This is a genomic window from uncultured Microbacterium sp. (genome assembly GCF_937927635.1).
In the GTDB taxonomy this organism is placed as follows: Bacteria; Actinomycetota; Actinomycetes; order Actinomycetales; family Microbacteriaceae; genus Microbacterium.
On sequence record NZ_CALBRW010000016.1, the window covers coordinates 79,393 to 97,959 of the forward strand.

General features: G+C 68.9%; 15 protein-coding genes. 4 read left to right on the forward strand and 11 right to left on the reverse strand.

Going from position 1 to position 18,567, the window contains the following annotated elements; genetic code table 11:
* Complete coding sequence (locus Q0568_RS05070; RefSeq protein ID WP_298863237.1) at window positions 1-2,076, reverse strand: beta-galactosidase; 2,076 nt, start codon at window positions 2,074-2,076, stop codon at window positions 1-3.
* A 123-nt stretch (window positions 2,077-2,199) separates the two neighbouring features.
* Between Q0568_RS05070 and Q0568_RS05075 the strand changes: the two genes are divergently transcribed.
* Window positions 2,200-2,856: a GntR family transcriptional regulator gene (locus tag Q0568_RS05075; protein ID WP_298863240.1), complete on the forward strand. Its 657-nt coding sequence runs from the start codon at window positions 2,200-2,202 to the stop codon at window positions 2,854-2,856.
* Window positions 2,857-2,903: 47 nt separating this feature from the next.
* Here Q0568_RS05075 and Q0568_RS05080 read toward each other — a convergent pair whose 3' ends face one another.
* The 8 genes from Q0568_RS05080 to Q0568_RS05115 form a co-directional block, all read right to left on the reverse strand.
* The gene (locus Q0568_RS05080) at window positions 2,904-3,797 is read right to left on the reverse strand and encodes a carbohydrate ABC transporter permease (protein ID WP_298863246.1); all 894 of its coding nucleotides are present in this window, start codon (window positions 3,795-3,797) and stop codon (window positions 2,904-2,906) included.
* The gene (locus Q0568_RS05085; protein ID WP_298863249.1) at window positions 3,794-4,786 is read right to left on the reverse strand and encodes a carbohydrate ABC transporter permease; all 993 of its coding nucleotides are present in this window, start codon (window positions 4,784-4,786) and stop codon (window positions 3,794-3,796) included. Before Q0568_RS05085 ends, Q0568_RS05080 begins: the two co-directional genes overlap by 4 nt.
* A gap of 1 nt (window position 4,787) precedes the next feature.
* The gene (locus tag Q0568_RS05090; RefSeq protein ID WP_298863252.1) at window positions 4,788-6,113 is read right to left on the reverse strand and encodes an extracellular solute-binding protein; all 1,326 of its coding nucleotides are present in this window, start codon (window positions 6,111-6,113) and stop codon (window positions 4,788-4,790) included.
* A 177-nt stretch (window positions 6,114-6,290) separates the two neighbouring features.
* The gene (locus Q0568_RS05095) at window positions 6,291-7,040 is read right to left on the reverse strand and encodes an SDR family oxidoreductase (protein WP_298863255.1); all 750 of its coding nucleotides are present in this window, start codon (window positions 7,038-7,040) and stop codon (window positions 6,291-6,293) included.
* Window positions 7,040-7,816: an amino acid ABC transporter ATP-binding protein gene (locus tag Q0568_RS05100; RefSeq protein ID WP_298863258.1), complete on the reverse strand. Its 777-nt coding sequence runs from the start codon at window positions 7,814-7,816 to the stop codon at window positions 7,040-7,042. Before Q0568_RS05100 ends, Q0568_RS05095 begins: the two co-directional genes overlap by 1 nt.
* A complete protein-coding gene (locus Q0568_RS05105; RefSeq protein WP_298863261.1) occupies window positions 7,813-8,802 on the reverse strand; it encodes an amino acid ABC transporter permease in 990 nt (329 codons plus the stop codon). Before Q0568_RS05105 ends, Q0568_RS05100 begins: the two co-directional genes overlap by 4 nt.
* Window position 8,803: 1 nt before the next feature.
* Window positions 8,804-9,757, reverse strand: coding sequence for an ABC transporter substrate-binding protein (locus tag Q0568_RS05110; RefSeq protein WP_298863264.1), 954 nt, complete (start codon window positions 9,755-9,757; stop codon window positions 8,804-8,806).
* 10 nt (window positions 9,758-9,767) lie between these two features.
* Window positions 9,768-11,360 (reverse strand): amidohydrolase, encoded by a 1,593-nt coding sequence (locus Q0568_RS05115; protein ID WP_298863267.1) that lies wholly within the window; start codon window positions 11,358-11,360, stop codon window positions 9,768-9,770.
* A gap of 156 nt (window positions 11,361-11,516) precedes the next feature.
* Here Q0568_RS05115 and Q0568_RS05120 point away from each other — a divergent pair, with 156 nt between their 5' ends.
* The 3 genes from Q0568_RS05120 to Q0568_RS05130 all read left to right on the forward strand — a co-directional run bounded on the left by Q0568_RS05120 (window position 11,517) and on the right by Q0568_RS05130 (window position 15,275).
* On the forward strand, window positions 11,517-12,452 hold the full coding sequence (locus tag Q0568_RS05120; protein WP_298863269.1) for a 2-hydroxyacid dehydrogenase: 936 nt from the start codon (window positions 11,517-11,519) through the stop codon (window positions 12,450-12,452).
* A 146-nt stretch (window positions 12,453-12,598) separates the two neighbouring features.
* Window positions 12,599-14,260, forward strand: a complete 1,662-nt coding sequence (locus Q0568_RS05125) for an alpha-amylase family glycosyl hydrolase (protein ID WP_298863272.1) — start codon at window positions 12,599-12,601, stop codon at window positions 14,258-14,260.
* A 13-nt stretch (window positions 14,261-14,273) separates the two neighbouring features.
* A complete protein-coding gene (locus tag Q0568_RS05130) occupies window positions 14,274-15,275 on the forward strand; it encodes a LacI family DNA-binding transcriptional regulator (protein WP_298863274.1) in 1,002 nt (333 codons plus the stop codon).
* Between the two features lie 32 nt (window positions 15,276-15,307).
* Here Q0568_RS05130 and Q0568_RS05135 read toward each other — a convergent pair whose 3' ends face one another.
* Window positions 15,308-17,536, reverse strand: coding sequence for a glycoside hydrolase family 3 N-terminal domain-containing protein (locus tag Q0568_RS05135; protein ID WP_298863278.1), 2,229 nt, complete (start codon window positions 17,534-17,536; stop codon window positions 15,308-15,310).
* Window positions 17,533-18,492: an ABC transporter permease gene (locus Q0568_RS05140; protein ID WP_298864129.1), complete on the reverse strand. Its 960-nt coding sequence runs from the start codon at window positions 18,490-18,492 to the stop codon at window positions 17,533-17,535. The genes Q0568_RS05135 and Q0568_RS05140 overlap by 4 nt, the downstream gene beginning before the upstream one ends.
* Window positions 18,493-18,567: the final 75 nt, after the last annotated feature.

An 18,567-nucleotide genomic window follows, 5' to 3' on the forward strand; every position in this document is an offset into this window, starting at 1 on the left:
TCATTCGATCGGTGCGGTCAGGGAGATGAACGGGATCTCGTCGGCGTGCGACGAGGCGATCACGGCGACGCCGTAGGCGCCGAGCTGGATCGCGTCCGCGGCATCCGATCCGGTCAGCAGATCGGTGCCGGATGCCGGCAGCGCGAACGCCACGGGGGACGTGCCGTGGTTGATGAGGAACGTGTAGTCGATGCGGCCGTCGGTGCGGGTGACGGCCTCGGCGTCGAGGTCCACGCGCTCGCGGGCCGGGAGCCCGGAGGCGCTGAGGATGTCGCGGAAGACCGTCAGCATCCCGGCATCCGCCAGCATGGCGCTGACGTACCAGGCCGAGCCCTGCCCGAGCGTGCGGCGGGTGATGGCGGCGCGGCCGTCGAGCACCCCGGACGCGTAGCGCCCTCGCACCTCGACGTCGGCATCCGCGTCGATCCACTCCGCCCAGCTGGGCACCTCGACGACGTCCGCGCCGTACGAGATCCGCTCCAGGATGCCGTCGGCCAGGGGCCACTGCTCGTCGACCTCGATGCCGAGCAGGTCGCGCAGCGGACCGGGGGCGCCGCCAGGGTGCACCTTCTCGGTGGCGTCGACCACGCCCGAGAACGGGCCGACCACGAGGTGGCCGCCGCGCTCGACGAACACGCGCAGCGCGTCGGCCTGCGGCTGCTCGACGATGTACAGGCCGGGGACGACGACCACGTCATAGGCGTCGAAGGGTCCGGTGGCGCGCACGGCGTCGACGGGGTGACCGAGCGCGTGCAGCGCACGGTGCCAGGAGCGGGCCTGCTGCGCCCACTGCAGGCGCTGCGAGGGCAGCGACTCGGCCGCGGCGGAGCCCCAGCGGGAGTCCCAGTCGAACACCATCGCCACGCGCGAGCGCACCCGCGTGCCGCGGATCGCCTGCAGGCGCTTCAGCTCGTTGCCGAGGGCCTTGGTCTCCTGGAAGCTGCGCGAGCGCTCGCCCCGATGGCCGAGCATCGAGGAGTGGAACTTCTCCTGGCCGTAGCGGGCCTGTCGCCACTGGAAGAACATCACGGCATCCGACCCGTGCGCGAGGGCCTGCATGCTCTCGGCGCGGATCTTCCCGGGGGCCTTGGGCACGTTGACGTCGCGCCAGCTGGTGGCGCTGGCCGAGGACTCCAGCAGCAGCCACGGACGGCCGCCCTTCAGCGAGCGCATCAGACCGAAGTTCAGCGCGGCGCCGACGTGCGAGGTCGGGTCGGCGGGCTCGGGGTAGGCGTCGTCGGTGACGATGTCCTCGGCCTCGGCGAAGCGCCAGTAGTCCAGGTCGTGGAACATGCTCATGAAGTTCGTGGTGACGGCGATGTCGGGGGTCACCTCGCGCAGCACGTCGATCTCGAGCTGGAAGAGCTCGAGCAGGGCGTCGGAGGAGAACCGCTCGAAGTCCAGCAGCTGGGTGGGGTTGATGGGCCCCGGCGCCTTCTTCGGGGTGGAGATGTGGTCCCACGCCGTGTACCGCTGGCCCCACACGTTCACGCCCCACGCCTCGTTGAGGCCCTCCAGGTCGCCGTACCGGTTCTGCAGCCAACGGCGGAAGTGCCGGTCCGACTCGTCGCACCAGCAGCGCGAGACGTGGTCGCCGTACTCGTTGGAGATGTGCCACATGGCGAGGCCGGGGTGCTGCCCGTAGCGCTCGGCCATCGCGCGGGTCATGCGGGCGACGTTCTCGCGCCAGACCGGCGAGGACGGGCAGTACGTCTGCCGGGATCCGAACTCGAGGCGGTGCCCCTCGGCATCCGACGGCCCCATCTCGGGGTGCGCGCGCAGCAGCCACGACGGCGGGGTGGCGGTGGCGGTGGCCAGGTCGATGCGGATGCCGGCCTCGTGCAGCAGGTCGAGGATGCGGTCCAGCCAGCCCCACTCGTAGACGCCGGGCTCGGGCTCCAGCTGGGGCCAGCTGAAGACCGGCAGGCTCACCATGGTGACCCCGGCCTCCTTCATGAGGCGGATGTCCTCGAGCCAGGTCTCCTCCGACCACTGATCGGGGTTGTAGTCGCCGCCGAAGGCGAGGGCGTCGATCCGCACGTCGCGGATGCGCTCGTCGTCGTGGTGCTGGGTCACGAAGGATTCCTTCCCGGTCTTTCCTGTGCAGATCATCCGTTCAATGTATTCTGTATACAGTGAGCTTATGCCGGGCATCCGATCCGGTCAAGCCCTAAGCTGACGCAGGGGAAGGTGCGGAGAATGACCATCGAGCGAAGGAATCTGCGATCGCAGGTACGCGACGAGCTGCTCACGCGCATGCGCACCGGACTCGCCCAGCCCGGCGCCAGCATCAACGAGGTGCAGTTGGCGGGGGAGCTCGGGGTCAGCCGCACGCCACTGCGCGAAGCGCTGATCGCGCTGGAGTCCGAGGGCCAGATCACCAGCGAGAACGGCAAGGGCTTCCGCTTCGTGCCGCTGAGCGCCGGCGAGTTCGAGGATCTCGCGCCCGTGATGGGGACGCTGGAGAGCCTGGCGCTGGAGCTGTCCCCCATCGACGACCTGAAGCAGGTCGGTGCGCGACTGGTCGAGCTGGCCGAGGCCTTCACCGACGAGCACGTCGAGCACGGCCTGGTGATGACAAAGGACGACGAGTGGCACGCCGTGATGCTGTCGGTCTGCCCCAACAAGCGGCTGCTGGACGTGATCGAGAGCGTGCGGGGCTCGTTCCACCGCTACGAGGCCCTGCTGGTCGCCGACGACGTGAAGGTGGACCGCGTGGCCGCCGAGCACGCCGCCATCGCGCACGCCCTGGTCGCGGGCGACGTGCCCGCCGCCGTCGAGGCGCTGAAGGACAACTGGATGCACGGCATGCGCCGCATCCTCGACAACTCCTCGACGGCGTATCTCACGGCCTGACGCGAGCGCGCCGCCTGCCGGCATCCGAACCGCACGGATGCCGGCCCCTACCCCTTCACGGCTCCGCCGAGCAGCCCCGCCACGAACTGCTTCTGGAAGACCAGGAACAGGATGAACAGCGGCAGCGTGGCCAGCAGCGAGCCGAGCATCAGGCCGGAATAGTCCACGCGGCTCAGGCCGATCATGGTGTTCAGCGCGACTGGGATCGTGTACTTGTCCTCGGTGTTCAGCATGAGCAGCGGCCAGATGAACGAGTTCCATTGGCTGATGAACGTGTAGATGATCAGCGCCGCGATCTGCGGGCGAGCCACCGGCAGCACGATGCGGTAGAACGTGCGGAGCTCGGATGCGCCGTCGATGCGGGCCGCCTCGATGAGCGTGGTCGGGAAGTCCAGGAACCCCTGCCGCATCAGGAAGATGCCGAAGGCATTGGCCAGGAACGGCACGATCAGCGCCTGGTACGAGTCGATCCAGCCCACGCTGGCCATCATCTGGAACAGCGGCACCAGCAGCACCTGCATGGGGATCATCATCGTGACGAGGATCGCGCCCAGCAGCACACCGCGGCCGCGGAACCGGTAGGTGGCCAGTCCGTAGCCGCACATCACGCTGACGATGCTGCTGAAGATCGTGTAGAGCACGGCCACCAGCACGCTGTTGAGCATCACCTGGCCGAACCCGATGGTCTCCTGCAGCCGGCCGAGATTCTGCCAGAACTCCCCGCCGGGCAGCAGCGGCAGCGGCGTGACGAACAGGTCGCTGGTCTTGTGCGTGGAGGCGATGACCATCCACAGGAACGGCACCAGGGCCAGGATGCTCGCACCCACCATCAGCAGGTAGACCGGGCCGCGCAGCACGAGCCTGCGCAGCAGCGGCTCGCGGCTGCGGGCCGGAACGCCGGTGCGGCGGGGCCGCCCGGTGGTGATCAGCTGCGTGCTCACGGCTTCTCCCTCATGATGCGGAACTGGATGACGGCGATGATCGCGGTGAGGACCACCAGCATCCAGGCGATGGCGTTGGCGTAGCCGAAGTCGAACTGCTGGAACCCGATCTTGTACAGATACAGCACGGGCGTGAGCGTGGCGTTGTTGGGGCCGCCGCCGGTGAGGATGAAGTTCTCGTCGAACAGCTGCAGCGCCCCGATGGTGCTGGTGACGCTGGTGAAGATCAGCACCGGCCGCAGCTGCGGCACGACGACGTGCCAGAATGTCTGCCAGCGGCCCGCGCCGTCGATGCGCGCGGCCTCGTACAGCTCGGGCGGGATGGCCTGGAGACCGGCCAGGATGATGACCATGTTGTAGCCGGTCCAGCGCCAGGTGATCGAGGCGATGACCGCCACTCGAGCCCACCACTCGTTGTTGAGCCAGTCGATGGGCGCGGCGCCGAACAGCGCCAGCGCCTGGTTGAGCAGCCCGCCGTCGGTGGTCATCATCACACGGAACACCACGGAGTACGCCACGAGCGTGGTGATGGCCGGCAGGAACGTGATCAGCCGGAACCCGCTGCGGAACCGCAGCCACGCCTGGTTCAGCAGGTACGCGAGCCCCACGGCGAGCGCGATCATGATCGGCACCTGCACCACCAGGATCAGCAGCGCGTTGCCCAGGCTCTCCAGCACCAGCGGGTCGCGGAACATGCGCGTGTACTGGTCCAGGCCGACGAAGGTCGACACCCCGCCCCTGGTGCTGAAGAAGCTCTGCAGCAGCGAGACCGCCAGCGGGTATGCGAAGAAGATCACCAGCAGCGCCGCCGCCGGCAGCGCGAACCACATGCCGGGTCGCTGCATGCGGCCGGCGAAGCGGCCGGTCTTCCGGGAAGGAGCGGACGCCGGGGAGCCGGCGCCACCGGCATCCGCTCTGCGACGGCGACCCGGCCCGCCGCCGGGGCCGCGACGCGTGTCGCGACCCCGGGTGGTGCTGCTTGCGGACATGTCAGCCGGCGATCTTCCGGCTGGTGGAGTTGGCGATCTGCTTCGCGGCGTCGTCGAGCGCCTTCTTCGGGTCCTCGCCGTTGAGCACGGCCGCGGCGACCGCGTTGGACACGGCATCGCCCGCCACCGACTGATCGGAGGTGAACGTGATCGACGGGATCTTCGGTGTCAGCTCGGCGAAGGTCTGGTAGACCTTCTGACCGCTGAAGTACTCGCTGGGCTGCTGGAAGTAGTCGGACTTCAGCGCCGGCAGGTACGCAGGGAACAGGCCCTCGTCCTTCATCATGCTGGCCTGGTTGGCGTCGTTCGCCAGCACGAAGTCCATGAAGTCGGCAGCCAGCTGCGGGTTCTTCGCCTGGGTGGGGATGGCCAGGCCCGAGCCGCCGTTGTTCGAGGTGTCGGCGCCGCCGTCGGAGAACACCGGCAGGTCGCGCACTGCGTACTTGCCGGAGAGCTCGGGGGCCTCGCCCTCGAGGGTGCCGATCCACCAGACGGCCTCGGGCGTCACGGCGGAATCGCCGTCCTTGGCGCTGGTGACACTGGCATCCCAGCCCTTGGCGTTCTTGATCAGGCCCTTCTGCTGCATGGTCTGCAGCAGCGTGAGGGTCTTGACGGCCTCGGGCGTGTTGACGGTGATCTCACCCTTCGCGTTGAACAGACCCTGACCCTGCTGCTGCAGCATCATCGAGAACGGCCCGCCCGTGGACAGGTCGGCGGTCAGCAGCGCGTGACCGGTCTTCGCCTTGATGGGCTCGCCGGCGACGACCAGGTCGTCCCACGTCTTGACCGAGGCGGGATCGATGCCGGCGGCCTGGAAGTAGTCGGTGCGGTAGAACAGGCCGACGGTGCCGGAGTCCCACGGCGCCATGCGCAGCTTGCCGTCCTTGTCGGTGCCGGTGTCCCACTTGAAGGGGTCGAAGTCGGCCTTCTGATCGCCGAAGACCGGCGAGAGGTCCGTGAAGCCCTTGGGGAACTGCGTGATGTAGCTCTGGTTGTGATCGGTCTCCAGTGTGATCAGGTCGGGCAGGCCGGTGCCCGCTTGCAGGCCGACGGAGATCTTGTCGTAGGCGTTGTCGTAGCCGATGTCGACGACCTTGATGGTGACGCCCTTGTGGTCCTTCTCGTACTCCGCGCCCAGGCGCTTGAGCGCCGTGGCCGCGACATCCCACGACCAGACGGTGATCTCGCCGGTGGCGCCGGCATCCTTCTTCAATGCCGTGCCGTCGTTGCCGCCGGCCGGTGCGCCGCCCCCGAATGCGCATCCCGACAGCGCGATCGCCGCCGTCGCCATGATCGCGGCGGCCCACATCCCGCGTCGTTTCATCATGACCTCCATGTCCGAGAAATTGGATATTGCATACAGTACACGGATGGTGACGATAACACCACCACTTCTTGCCGACGACGCACCCGCCCTCGCCGTTACAGAACGGGGGCCGACACGCCAGATGTCGGACGGATTCGCGGGAAACGTCCGTGATCTGGCGTGTCGGCCCCCGAAGTGTCACGCGGATGCCGGACAGTCGCCGCCCCACGTGCGGTATGCGGAGCAGGTGCCGCCGGCCAGCTCGCCGCCGTCGACGACGAGCTGCTGGCCGGTGATGAAGGCGGCCTCGTCCGAGGCGAGGAAGTGGAACACGTTCGCGATCTCCTCGGGAGCCGCATGTCGCTGCGCGGGGATGCGCTGGTTGACCTCGGCGAGCATCTCGTCGGTGTACTCCGAGCGCTGCATGGGCGTGAGCACGTAGCCCGGGCTCACGCAGGCTGTGCGCACGCGAGGGGCGAGCTCCAGCGCCACAGACCGGCTCAGCGCCAGCACGCCGGCCTTGGAGGCGTTGTAGTCGGCGTAGTACGGGTAGCCCGCCGAGCCGTTCGTCGACGCCGTCGCGAGCAGCACGCCGGAACCCGCATCGAACATCCGCCGGCCCGCCGCCTGCCAGAGGTTGATCACCCCGAACAGGTTTATCTCGAACAGGCGCCGCACCTCCGGCATCCGCATCTGAAGGAACGGACGCCGAATGCTGATCCCGGCGTTGGCGATGGCCACGTCTATCCGCCCGGTCTCCGTCTGGATGCCGGCGACGACCTGCTCGAGGCCCTCGCCGTCGGTGACGTCGCACTCCCGCCAGGTGGACTCCGGCCCGCCGGGTGCGAGATCGAGGTTGAAGACCTGTGCACCGGATGCCGCGAATCGTCGCGCCGTGGCCTCGCCGATGCCCGATGACGCCCCGCTGATGATGACCGTCCTGCTCATCACAGCACCTTCGACAGGAACTGCTTGGTGCGCTCGTGCTTCGGATTTGCGAGCACTTCGCGTGGCGCCCCGCTCTCCACGACCACGCCCCCGTCGACGAAGGTGAGCGAGTCCGCGACCTCGCGGGCGAAGCCGATCTCGTGCGTGACGAGCACCATGGTCATACCGCCCACAGCGAGGCCCTTCATGACCTCGAGCACCTCGTCCACCAGCTCGGGGTCCAGACCCGACGTGGGCTCGTCGAACAGCATCACCGACGGGTCCATCGCCAGCGCGCGAGCGATGGCGACGCGCTGCTGCTGACCGCCGGAGAGCTGGCTCGGGTACTTGTGCGCATGCGCGCCGAGGCCCACCCGCTCCAGCAGGGCGTGCCCGCGCTCACGGGCGTCGCGCTTGGAGGTGCGCTTGACCTTGATCGGCGCGCAGGCCACGTTCTCCAGCGCGGTCATGTTGTTGAACAGGTTGAAATGCTGGAAGACCATGCCGATGTCGCGACGGAAGGCCGCGAACTCGGTGAGCCGCCACTCGCGGAACATCTCCCCGCGCAGCGTGTAGCCGACGTCGGCACCGTTGACGCGGATGCGTCCCGCGTCGATGCTCTCCAACGCATTCAGGCATCGCAGGAAGGTCGACTTCCCCGACCCGGATGGTCCGATGATGCAGGCCACTTCGCCGTGCGCGACGGCGAAGTCCACGCCGCGGAGCACCTCACTGTCACCGAAGCTCTTGCGCACGCCTTCGGCGATGACGACGGGTTCGTTCTCTGTCGAGGTCATTGTCCATCCTTTGTGAGCTGCACGGCCGCCTGCGTCTCGATCACTCGCACCGCTGCGGTGCCGAGGCCGACTCGTCGAGCGGTGCGCTTGGCCGAGGAGACGCCCTGCGCGTGGCCGAACCTCTTCTCGAGCTTTTCCTGGAAATAGGTGGCGACCGCCGTGATCAGCATGTACCAGAGGCTCGCCACAATGAGCAGCTCCATGATCTTGCTGTTCTCCTTGTAGATCTGGCTCGCGTTGGTCATCAGATCGTTGCCTGCCACGACATACACGAGGGACGTGGTCTTCAGCATCCCGATGAACTCGTTGCCGAACGGCGGGATGATGATGCGAACCGCCTGCGGCAGCACCACGATCCGCATACGCTGCGCCGAAGTCATGCCCAGCGAACTGGCCGCCTCGGACTGTCCGGTGCTGACTGCCTGGATGCCGGCTCGCACGATCTCGGCCGCGTACGCGCCGAGGTTCAATGCGAGGCCCAGCAGGGCGGCGTTGAAACCGGTCATCACGGTGTTCGTGTCCCACATGTACCCGATGCTCGTGAACGGTATCGCGATGACGAGCTTGGGGAACAGAAAGGCCAGGTTGAACCAGAAGATCAGCTGCACCAGCACGGGGGTGCCGCGGAAGAACCAGATGTACAGCGTGCTCAGCATCCGGGCGACCGGGTTGTGCGAGAGCTTCATGATCGCCAGGATCACGCCGATCGCCAGGCCGATCACGGTGGCCAGGATCGACAGCTCCAGCGTGACGAGGACGCCCTGCAGGATCTTGGGGAAGAACAGGTAGAACGCCACGTCCTTCCACGAGATGTTCGGATTGGTCGCCAGTGCGTAGACGAACGCCGCGAGCGCCGCGATGCACACGAGGGCGACGATGAACCGTCCGGGGTGCCTGTTGTAGATCGTGTTGGCGTGATTCGGCCAGGATGCGCTGCGCGGATCCTCATCCGCTCCGAGCGCCCCGCTCGCGGCGTTCGTCCCCATGTCAGTTGCCCTGGTTGATGGTTGCGTCGTCGATCGTCATCCCGGACAGATCCCACGCTTTGAAGATGGCGGCGTACTGGCCGTCCGCCATCATCTGCCTGAGAGTGTCCTGGATGAGCGAGATCAGCTCCTTGTTGTCAGGCGCGATGCCGATGCCGAACAGGGCGTCACCCGGGATCTCGATGGCCTCGTACGCGCCGCCGGACTCCTTGGCGCGGAAGGCCGCCACCGGGAAGTCGTTCATGCCGGCATCCGCTCGCCCGTTCTTCAGCTGCAGCAGCGCCTCTGGGTCGTTCGCGAAGCCCATGATCTTGATCTCGGGCTTGCCCGCGTCGGTGCACTCCTTGCTGAACTTCTGGCCGAGCTGCATGTAGTAGCCGTTGTCGAGCACCGAGAGCGTCTTGCCGCACAGGTCGGCCGGCGTCTTGATGCCCTTGGGGTTGCCTGCCTGCACGACGAGCGCGCCGGAGGACTTGGCGTAGTCGACGAACGACACCTTCTCGCGCCGCACGGCAGTGTCGTTCAGGCCCGACATGACCACGTCGTAGCGGCCCGAGGCGACGCCCGGGATCATCGAGTTCTGGTCGGAGTTCTGGATGTCGACCTTGACGCCCCAGATGTCGGCCATCGCGCGAGCGAGCGACATGTCCACGCCCACCATGGTCTTGCCGTCGGCATCGAACATCTCCATGGGCGGGTAGCCGTCTGCGGTCGCCACCTTCAGGCCGTCGGCCTTGATCGAGGCAGGCACGCGCTCCGCCAGCGCGTCGTCCACCTTGAGGGTCTTCAGCGTGTCTGCGGCGAGGTCGCCGGGCGGGATGGGGTTCGCCACGGATGCCGCGGGTTCGCCGGATGCGCTCGGAGACGCATTCAGGGACTGGCCTCCGCAGCCGGCGAGCATGAGCATGCTCGCGGCCACTGCGCCGACGATGAGCATTCGGTTGTTGCGCTTCATGGTGTCTTCCTCAGTTCGGGATCGGTGTGGTGGGGGACGAGGTCCAGGCGATCTCACCGTTCACGACGGTGGTCTCCACCCGGGTCTGCAGGAGGGCGGTGTCGTCGACGAGGAACGGATCCCGGTCGAGCACCGCGAAGTCGGCGAAGGCGCCGACGTCGAGCGTTCCGCGCAGGCCGGTCTCGCCGGAGGCTCGGGCCGCGGCCAGCGTGTAGGCCTCGAACGCCTCGACACGGGTGAGTCGCTCGTGCGGCTGCCAGCCTCCGGGCGGTGTCCCGTCCGGGCGCTGGCGCGTGATTGCGGCATGGATGCCGGCGAAGGGGTTGATGGTCTCCACCGGCGAGTCCGAGCTGAACGCCACCGTGGCGCCGGCGTCGAGCAGGCTGCGCCAGCCGTATGAGACGAGGTCGCGTCCGCCGAGGATCCGGTCCACGACGGGGAAGTCGGTCGTGCACGACGAGGGCTGCATGCAGGCGATGCCGCCCAGCTGCGCGAAGCGCTTGACGTCGGCCGCGCGCGCGTGCTGGAAGTGCTCGATGCGGTGCGGGATCGGACCGCTCCAGCGCGCTGTCGACAGCGCCTCGACGGCGTTGCGCACGGCCTGGTCGCCGATCGCGTGGATCGCGATCGCGAGTCCGTTGTCCTCGCAGCGCGCCACGAGGCGCTCCAGCTCGGCCGCACCGGCGCTGGCCACGCCGAAGTTGCCCGGATCGTCGGGGTATTCCTCGCCCATCAGGCAGGTGTGCGAGGAGAGCGATCCGTCGGAGAAGACCTTGATGCCGCCGTAGCGCAGCCACTCGGAACCGTCGCCGGAACGGATCCCCTCGGCGATGAGCGCATCCATCTCCGAAGCGGCCGTGATCTTGTGCACGCGCAGCGGCAGGCGCCGCTCGGCCTCACGAGCACGGAAGTACGTCAGCACGGTCGCGCCGTCGATGTCATGGATGCCTGTGACCCCGCATCGCAGGAACGACTCGAGCACGCCGTCCATCCGCCGCTCGAGCTCGTCGCGGGTCTCGGCCTCGATAGCGCCCTGCGCGGCGAAGGCTGTGGCTTCTGAGATGATCCCGGTCGCCCGCGCACCGTAGGTGTCCTCCAGCAGGCCGAGCCTGCGGAGGGCCGCGGTGTTGAGCCAGTACGTGTGCAGGTCGGCCGCGTGCAGCGCCACTGGGACGCCGCCTGAAACCCGATCGAGGTCGGCCAGGCGAGGCTCGCCCGGTTCCCACGCATCGTCGCCGGTACCGCCCCAACCGCCCCATCCCCCGGCGAGGAACCAGCCCGAGGCGGTCATGCCGCTGGGCTCCGGCAGGCTGAGCTCGCGCTGCACGGCACCCAGGATCGCCGCATAGGACCGGCATCCCGCGAGGTCAAGCTCCATGCTCCCGGTCGCCATCTGCAGAGAGTGCACGTGGCTGTCGGTGAAGCCGGGGACGACCGTGCGCCCGTCCAGGTCGATGCGCCTTGCGGACACGCCCGCCATGTCACGACACTCCGCCACGGTGCCCGCGAACGCGACCCGCCCTCCGCGCACGACCAGAGCCTGCACCGCCTGCGCCGAGGGCCGAGGGCGGACGACACCGTTCTCGAAGATCGTCGTGGGCATTGCGGGCACCTCACTGTGAACCGGCCGCTTCGTCGCGGATTCGCGTGCATGGGTCGCACGCTTTGTGTGTATTGCATACAGTACACATTTGACGCGACTGCCACAAGGCGCCGCCCCGCCGCGTCAGATGAGCGGTCCCGGCGCTACCCTCGAACCATGCCGCTCCTCGTCACCGTCCCCACCGACCGTCTCGCCGCGAACATCGGCACACCGCCGGACGGGGTGGAGATCCGGGTGTGGGATATGAAGTCTCCCGCTCCCGCCGGGCGCATCGACATCGTCGTGCCGCCGTACATGGGGGCGGGCGGGTCGTTCGACGCCCTCGACGGGCTGAGTGTCGGCCTCGTGCAGGGGCAGTCGATCGGATACGACGGCGTGGCCGACCTGCTGCCGGCGGGGATGCCGTACGCCAACGCCGCCAGTGTGCACGAGACCTCGACGGCGGAGCTGGCGGTGGGGCTGATGATCGCCGCGCAGCGGCAGTTCCCGCGGTTCGCGCTCGCGCAGGAGCGCGGTGAGTGGGCGCCGGTGTTCGCGGAGAGCCTGGCCGATCGGCGCGTGCTGCTGGTGGGCTTCGGCGGCGTGGGCAAGGCCATCGCGCGCCGACTGGCGCCGTTCGAGGTGGAGCTCACCGCGCTCGCGCGCAGCGCGCGCACCGAGCACGTCGAGGGGCTGGGAGAGGTGGCCGTGCACGGCATCGACGAGCTCGAGGCCCTGCTGCCCGCCGCGGAGATCGTGATGGCGAGCCTGCCCGACAACGCCGAGACCCACCACCTCTTCGACACCGCGATGATCGCGCGGATGGCACCGAACGCGCTGCTGGTGAACGTGGGCCGCGGTCCGCTCATCGACTCGGATGCCCTGCTCACGGCCCTCAAGGAGGGACGCATCCGCGCGGCATCCGACGTGTTCGAGCCCGAACCGCTGCCCGCCGGGCATCCGCTCTGGACCGCTCCCAACCTGCTCATCACCCCGCACGGCGGCGGCGCGTCCACCGCGATGAACCCGCGCATGGCGCGCCTCGTGCGCACCCAGATCGAGCGGATGCTGGCCGGCGAGCCGCCCGTGAACGTCGTGATCCCGGCATCCTGACCCACCCCTTCCGGTTCCCGTCGAACTTTCTGTCGCCTCGAGCCCATCCTCGGCGGCTTTTTCAGCGGCGGGAACAGGTACCGGCGGATCGAACCGATTCGAACCGCGTACTTCCGCGCTGTAAGCGCTTGCACTAACCTGGTGGCATGGCAGACCTCGAGCAGATCGCATCCCCCGGCTCCGAATGGTGGCGCACGGCCGTCATCTACCAGATCTACCCCCGCTCCTTCTCGGACACGTCCGGTGACGGCATCGGCGATCTGCCCGGCATCACCAGCCGGCTCGACGACCTGAAGAGCCTGGGGATCGACGCCATCTGGCTGAGTCCGTTCATGACCAGCCCGCAGAAGGATGCCGGCTACGACGTCGCCGACTACCGCGACGTCGACCCGCTGTTCGGCACGCTCGCCGACTTCGATGAGATGCTCGCACAGGCTCACGCCCGCGGCATCCGCGTGATCGTCGATCTGGTGCCCAACCACTCCTCCGACCAGCACGTCTGGTTCCAGCAGGCGCTGAAGGCGGCTCCCGGCAGCCGCGAGCGCGCCCGCTACGTCTTCCGCGACGGACGAGGCGAGCACGGCGAGCTGCCCCCGAACAACTGGGAGAGCGTGTTCGGGGGTGGCATGTGGCAGCGGATCACCGAGGCCGACGGCACGCCCGGCCAGTGGTACCTGCACATCTTCGACGTGTCGCAGCCCGACTTCGACTGGACCAACGAGGAGGTCCGCGAGGAGTTCCGCAGCATTCTGCGCTTCTGGCTCGACCGCGGCGTGGACGGCTTCCGCGTCGACGTCGCGCACGGCATGATCAAGGCCGACGGCCTGCCCGATTACCTTCCGGCCGCCGACGCCGACTCGATGGGCGGCGGTGAGGAGAACGTGCCGTACTGGGGCCAGGACGGCGTGCACGACATCTACCGCGACTGGCACAGGGTCATGGCCGAGTACGACGGCGACCGCGCCCTGTGCGGCGAGGCCTGGCTGCCGACGCTGGAGCGCACCGCGCTGTGGGTGCGGCCCGACGAGATGCATCAGACGTTCAACTTCCCGTACCTGATGACGCCGTGGGACGCCACCGCGCTGCGTGACGTGATCCGCGACTCGCTGAGCGCATTCGGCGCGGTCGGCGCACCCAGCACGTGGGTGCTGTCCAACCACGACGTGATCCGGCACGCGTCCCGCCTGGCACTGACCGCCGACAGCCCGCAGGGCGACGGCATCGGCCCGAAGTCGGCGGGCAAGCCCGACCCCGTGATCGGCCTCTCGCGTGCTCGCGCGGCCACCACGGTCATGCTCTCGCTGCCCGGCTCGGCGTACCTCTTCCAGGGCGAGGAGCTGGGCCTGCCCGAGGCCATGGAGATCCCCGACGAGTTCCGCCAGGACCCGACGTGGTTCCGCACCGGCGGGGAGCGCTACGGACGTGACGGCTGCCGCGTGCCGCTGCCGTGGACGGCCGACGGTCCGGCCTTCGGCTTCAACGAGACGGGCGAGTCCTGGTTGCCGCAGCCGGACGAGTGGGCACGCTTCGCACGGGATGCGGAGGAGGGCGATGCGGGCTCGACGCTCAACCTCTACAAGCACCTGATCGCCGAGCGCCGCTCCCGCGGTCTCGGCACCGGCTCGCTGGTCTGGGAGGATGCCGGAGCGGATGCCGTGGCCTTCCGTCGCGGCGAACTGCACGTGGTGGCCAATCTCGGCTCCGAGCCCATCGAACTGGGCGAGGGCGTGACGTTCCTCGTCCAGTCCGAGCCGTTCGACGGCTCCGCACTCCCGGTGAACACCGCCGCCTGGTTCACCCGCGCCTGAGCGGAGCATCCTCATGGTGAGCATCGACGAGGTGGCGAAGCTCGCGGGCGTGTCGACGGCGACGGTCTCGCGTGCGCTCAGCGGACGGGGCCAGGTGTCGAGCGCGTCGCGCGAGCGCGTGCACAGCGCCGCCGAGAAGCTGGGCTACGTCGTGTCGTCACGGGCGTCGAGCCTGGCATCCGGTCGCACGCGCAACGTCGGCGTGATCGTGCCGTACCTGGATCGCTGGTTCTTCAGCACGGTGCTCTCGGGGGTGACCAGTGCGCTGATGCGCGCCGGCTACGACGTCACGCTGTACAACATCACGGCCGACGCGGATGTGCGGCACCGGGTGTTCTCGACGTTCCTGCGCCGGCAGCGCGTGGATGCCGTGATCGCGGTGTCCATCGAGCTGGACGAGGCCGAGACGCAGCAGCTGCTGGATCTCGGCCTGCCGGTGATCGCCATCGGCGAGCCGAACCCGCGGCTGCGAACGCTCACGGTGGACAATACCGCGGTGGCTCGGCTCGCCACCGCGCACCTCATCGGGCTGGGTCACCGCGACATCGCGCACATCGGCGCGAACCCGGAGTTCGACATGGACTTCCACATCCCGACGCAGCGCCGGCACGGCTTCGAGCAGGCGCTGCAGGATGCCGACATCGATCCGAGCCACGCGTTCCTCGAACCCGCGGACTTCACGGTCGACGGCGGCTTCCGCGCCGCCAAGCAGCTGCTGGGGCGGCCGGGCCCGCGCCCGACGGCGATCTTCGCCGCGTCGGACGAGATGGCCATCGGTGCGATCCTCGCCGCCCGCGACCTGGGCTTCCGCGTGCCGCAGGACCTGTCGATCGTCGGGATCGACGGACACGAGCTGGGGGAGTTCTTCCAGCTCACCACCGTCGACCAGTTCCCGCTCGCACAGGGCGAGCGGGCGGCGCAGGCCGTGCTGGCTCAGCTGGATCGGGCCGACGCCGAGACCCCGGCGCACCTGCCGTTCGAGCTCATCGTCCGCGGCACCACCGCCCGCGCGTAGCGCGTTCCCCGCCCGCCCAATGCCAAGGAGCCTCAGGCGACGGTGAACTCCGCGGACAGCAGGTCCTCCTCGCGCGAGGACGGACCGACAAGCAGCGCGAACACTCCGGGCTCCACGACGCGCGCGCCACGGGCATCGACGATCGTGCAGTCCGCCACCGGCACCTCGAGAGCCACCCGCACAGAGTCCCCGGGCTCCACGCGCACCTGACGGTACGTCTTCAGCTCGCGGTCGGCCCAGCTCGCCGAGGTCACCTCGTCGCGCACGTACACCTGCACGGTCTCGATCGCCGGCCGCTCGCCGGTGTTGGTCAGGGTGACGGATGCCCGGATCACGGCATCCGCGGTCAAGACCGCCGACTCCAGCACGAGATCGCTGTACGTCACCGTCGTGTACGACAGCCCCTGCCCGAAGGCCCACGCCGGCGCCTGCGTGAGGTCGGCGTAGCGGTCGCCGTGCTGACCGCGCACCTGGTTGTAGTACGTCGGCTGCTGACCGGCGTGCCGGGCGAACGAGATCGGCAGACGGCCCGCGGGCTCGATGGCGCCCGTGATCAGCTCGGCGATGGCCTGCCCGCCCTTCATGCCCGGGTTGGCGACCCAGATCACGGCCGCCGCATCCCGCACGGATGCCGGCAGCACCAGCGGCTTGGACGCCATCAGCACCACGATCACCGGCTGACCGGTCGCGATCACGGCATCCAGCAGCTCGCGCTGCCCGCCGATCAGCTCCAGCGTGGCCGTCGAGCGGCCCTCGCCGTACAGGCCGCGGGCATCGCCGACGACCGCGACCACCGCGTCGGCCGCCGACGCCGCCGCCACAGCCTCGGCGATCTGCGCGTCGTCGGCGGGGATCGGCCGCACCACAGGCGGGCGGGGCTGGCCGTCGGGCCACGTCGCGCCGGCGGGATCGGGCTCCAGGCTCAGGATGTCGGCGCCGCGGGCGTGCACGACCTCCCACGGCGCGATGTCCCGCAGGCCGTCGAGCACGGTGGTGATCATCTCGCGCGGCTGGCCGTCCAGCCAACCGGCCTGCCCGGAGCCGCCTGCCCAGTCGCCCAGCTGCTCCTGAGCATCATCGGCCAGCGGGCCCACGACCGCGATCCGGCCGACCGACGCAGGCATGAGGGGCAGCATCCCGTCGTTCTCCAGCAGCACCAGCGAGCGTCGCGCCACCTGCAGGTTCAGCTCGGCGTGCGCGGGCTGCCCCACGATATCCGCCAGTCCCGCCTCGGGCAGGCGCGGATTCTCGAACAGCCCCAGCTCGAACTTGAGCGTGAGGATGCGGGCGACCGCGCGGTCGAAGTCCGATGGGTCCAGCAGCCCGAGCGAAACAGCCTCGAGCGCACCCTCGAAGAACTGCGGCGTGGTCATGACCATGTCGTTACCGGCCTTCACGGCCGCGGCCGCGGCGTGCGCGAAGTCGGGCTGCACGCGCTGCTCCCACACCATCCGGCCCACGTTGTCCCAGTCGGTGATGAGCGTGCCGGTGTACCCCCACTCGCCGCGCAGCACGTCGCTGAGCAGCCAGTCGTTCACGGTGATCGGCACGCCGTCGGTGGTCTGGTAGCCCAGCATGAAGGTGCGGCATCCCTCGCGGGCCACGCGCTCGAAGGGCGGCAGGAACCACGAACGCAGCTTGCGGCGCGAGATGTCGGCCTCGCTGGCGTCCCTCCCGCCCTGTGTCTCGGAGTACCCGGCGAAGTGCTTGGCCGTCGCCAGGATCGCGGTCGGGTCGGTCAGCCCGGAGCCCTGGTAGCCACGCACCATCGCCGAAGCCAGCTCGCCGATGAGGAACGGATCCTCGCCGAACGTCTCGTTCACGCGGCCCCAGCGCAGGTCGCGGGCGATGCACAGGACCGGCGAGAACGTCCAGTGGATGCCGGTGGCCGCGACCTCCACGGCGGTCGCGCGGGCGACCTGCTCCACCAGGGAGGCGTCCCACGTCGCCGCCATGCCCAGTTGGGTGGGATAAATGGTGGCGCCGGGCCAGAACGAGTGCCCGTGGATGCAGTCCTCCCCCACCAGCAGCGGGATGCGCAGCCGGGTCTGCGCGGTCAGGCGGTTGGCCTGCACGATGCGCTCCGGCGAGGTGTGCAGGATCGACCCCACGTGACGCCGCAGCACGTGATCGCCGATGTCGTCACGGGCATCCAGCTGCAGCATCTGCCCGGCCTTCTCCTCCACGCTCATGCGCGAGAGCAGGTCAGCCACGCGGTCGGGGATGGGGAGAGAGGCGTCCTGGTAGGGCAGGGAGGTCAACGTGCTGCTTCTTTCGGAGGGTTCTCGTCTGCGGCATCCGGATTCTCGCGATCGGATGCCGGGGCCTGACGCACCGCGGTGACGGCCGCGTTCACGTCCAGGCCCTTCTTCTTCATGGCCCGGGCCCGCTCGCCGGCCGAGCGCAGTCGCGGGTTGACGTACTCGTCGATGCCGAAGTTGATCAGCGCGAGCGCGACGCCCACGAACGCGATGCAGAGACCGGCCGGGACGTACCACCACCAGTAGTCCGGGAACGCGTTGTTCTGCTGCGCCCAGAACAGGATGGTGCCCCAGTTCAGGTTCGACACCGGGATGACGCCGATGAACGCCAGGGTCGTCAGGCCGAGCACCGCGGCGGTCATGGTGCCGACGAAGCTGGAGGCGATGATGGCCATCAGGTTCGGCAGCATCTCCACCAGGATGATGCGGTGCAGCGGCTCTCCGTTGGCGCGGGCGGCCTGGATGAAGTCGCGGTTGCGCAGCGACATGGTCTGCGCGCGCAGCACGCGCGCGCCCCACGCCCAGCCGGTCAGGCCCAGCACGGCGGCGATGATCCACAGCGGCGGGTCGGCGAACTGCGAGGCGATGATGATCATCAGCGGCAGGCCGGGGATGACCAGGAACACGTTCGACAGCGCCGACAGCGACTCGCTCTTCCAGCCGCGCAGGTAGCCGGCGGTCACGCCGACCAGCACCGCGGTGACCGTGGCCATGATGGTGGCGAGGAAGCCGACCACCAGCACGCCGCGGGTGCCGTAGACCAGCTGGCTGAACACGTCCTCGCCGATGTGCGTGGTGCCCAGCAGATGCTGGAAGGACGGAGGCTGCAGCGTCTGGTCCAGGTGCTGCGCGGTGGGATCGTCGGGTGAGATCCACGGCGCGAGGATCGCGACCAGCGTGAAGATCCCGAGGATGATCAGGCCGGCGGCGGACTTCGGGTTGCTGAACATCGCCATGGATGCCTTCAGCTGACCCCAGAAGGTCTTGCGCTGCACCTGCGGGCCGGGCAGGGCGGCCTGCTGCGCGATGAG

Coding starts and splice junctions, on each gene's coding strand:
- Q0568_RS05095 (WP_298863255.1), bottom strand. CDS start 7,040: ATGAGCAGGACGGTCATCATCAGCGGGGCGTCATCGGGCATCGGCGAG.
- Q0568_RS05125 (WP_298863272.1), top strand. CDS start 12,599: ATGGCAGACCTCGAGCAGATCGCATCCCCCGGCTCCGAATGGTGGCGC.
- Q0568_RS05105 (WP_298863261.1), bottom strand. CDS start 8,802: ATGGGGACGAACGCCGCGAGCGGGGCGCTCGGAGCGGATGAGGATCCG.
- Q0568_RS05100 (WP_298863258.1), bottom strand. CDS start 7,816: ATGACCTCGACAGAGAACGAACCCGTCGTCATCGCCGAAGGCGTGCGC.
- Q0568_RS05130 (WP_298863274.1), top strand. CDS start 14,274: ATGGTGAGCATCGACGAGGTGGCGAAGCTCGCGGGCGTGTCGACGGCG.
- Q0568_RS05090 (WP_298863252.1), bottom strand. CDS start 6,113: ATGATGAAACGACGCGGGATGTGGGCCGCCGCGATCATGGCGACGGCG.
- Q0568_RS05110 (WP_298863264.1), bottom strand. CDS start 9,757: ATGAAGCGCAACAACCGAATGCTCATCGTCGGCGCAGTGGCCGCGAGC.
- Q0568_RS05085 (WP_298863249.1), bottom strand. CDS start 4,786: ATGTCCGCAAGCAGCACCACCCGGGGTCGCGACACGCGTCGCGGCCCC.
- Q0568_RS05140 (WP_298864129.1), bottom strand. CDS start 18,492: ATGGCGATGTTCAGCAACCCGAAGTCCGCCGCCGGCCTGATCATCCTC.
- Q0568_RS05120 (WP_298863269.1), top strand. CDS start 11,517: ATGCCGCTCCTCGTCACCGTCCCCACCGACCGTCTCGCCGCGAACATC.
- Q0568_RS05075 (WP_298863240.1), top strand. CDS start 2,200: ATGACCATCGAGCGAAGGAATCTGCGATCGCAGGTACGCGACGAGCTG.
- Q0568_RS05115 (WP_298863267.1), bottom strand. CDS start 11,360: ATGCCCACGACGATCTTCGAGAACGGTGTCGTCCGCCCTCGGCCCTCG.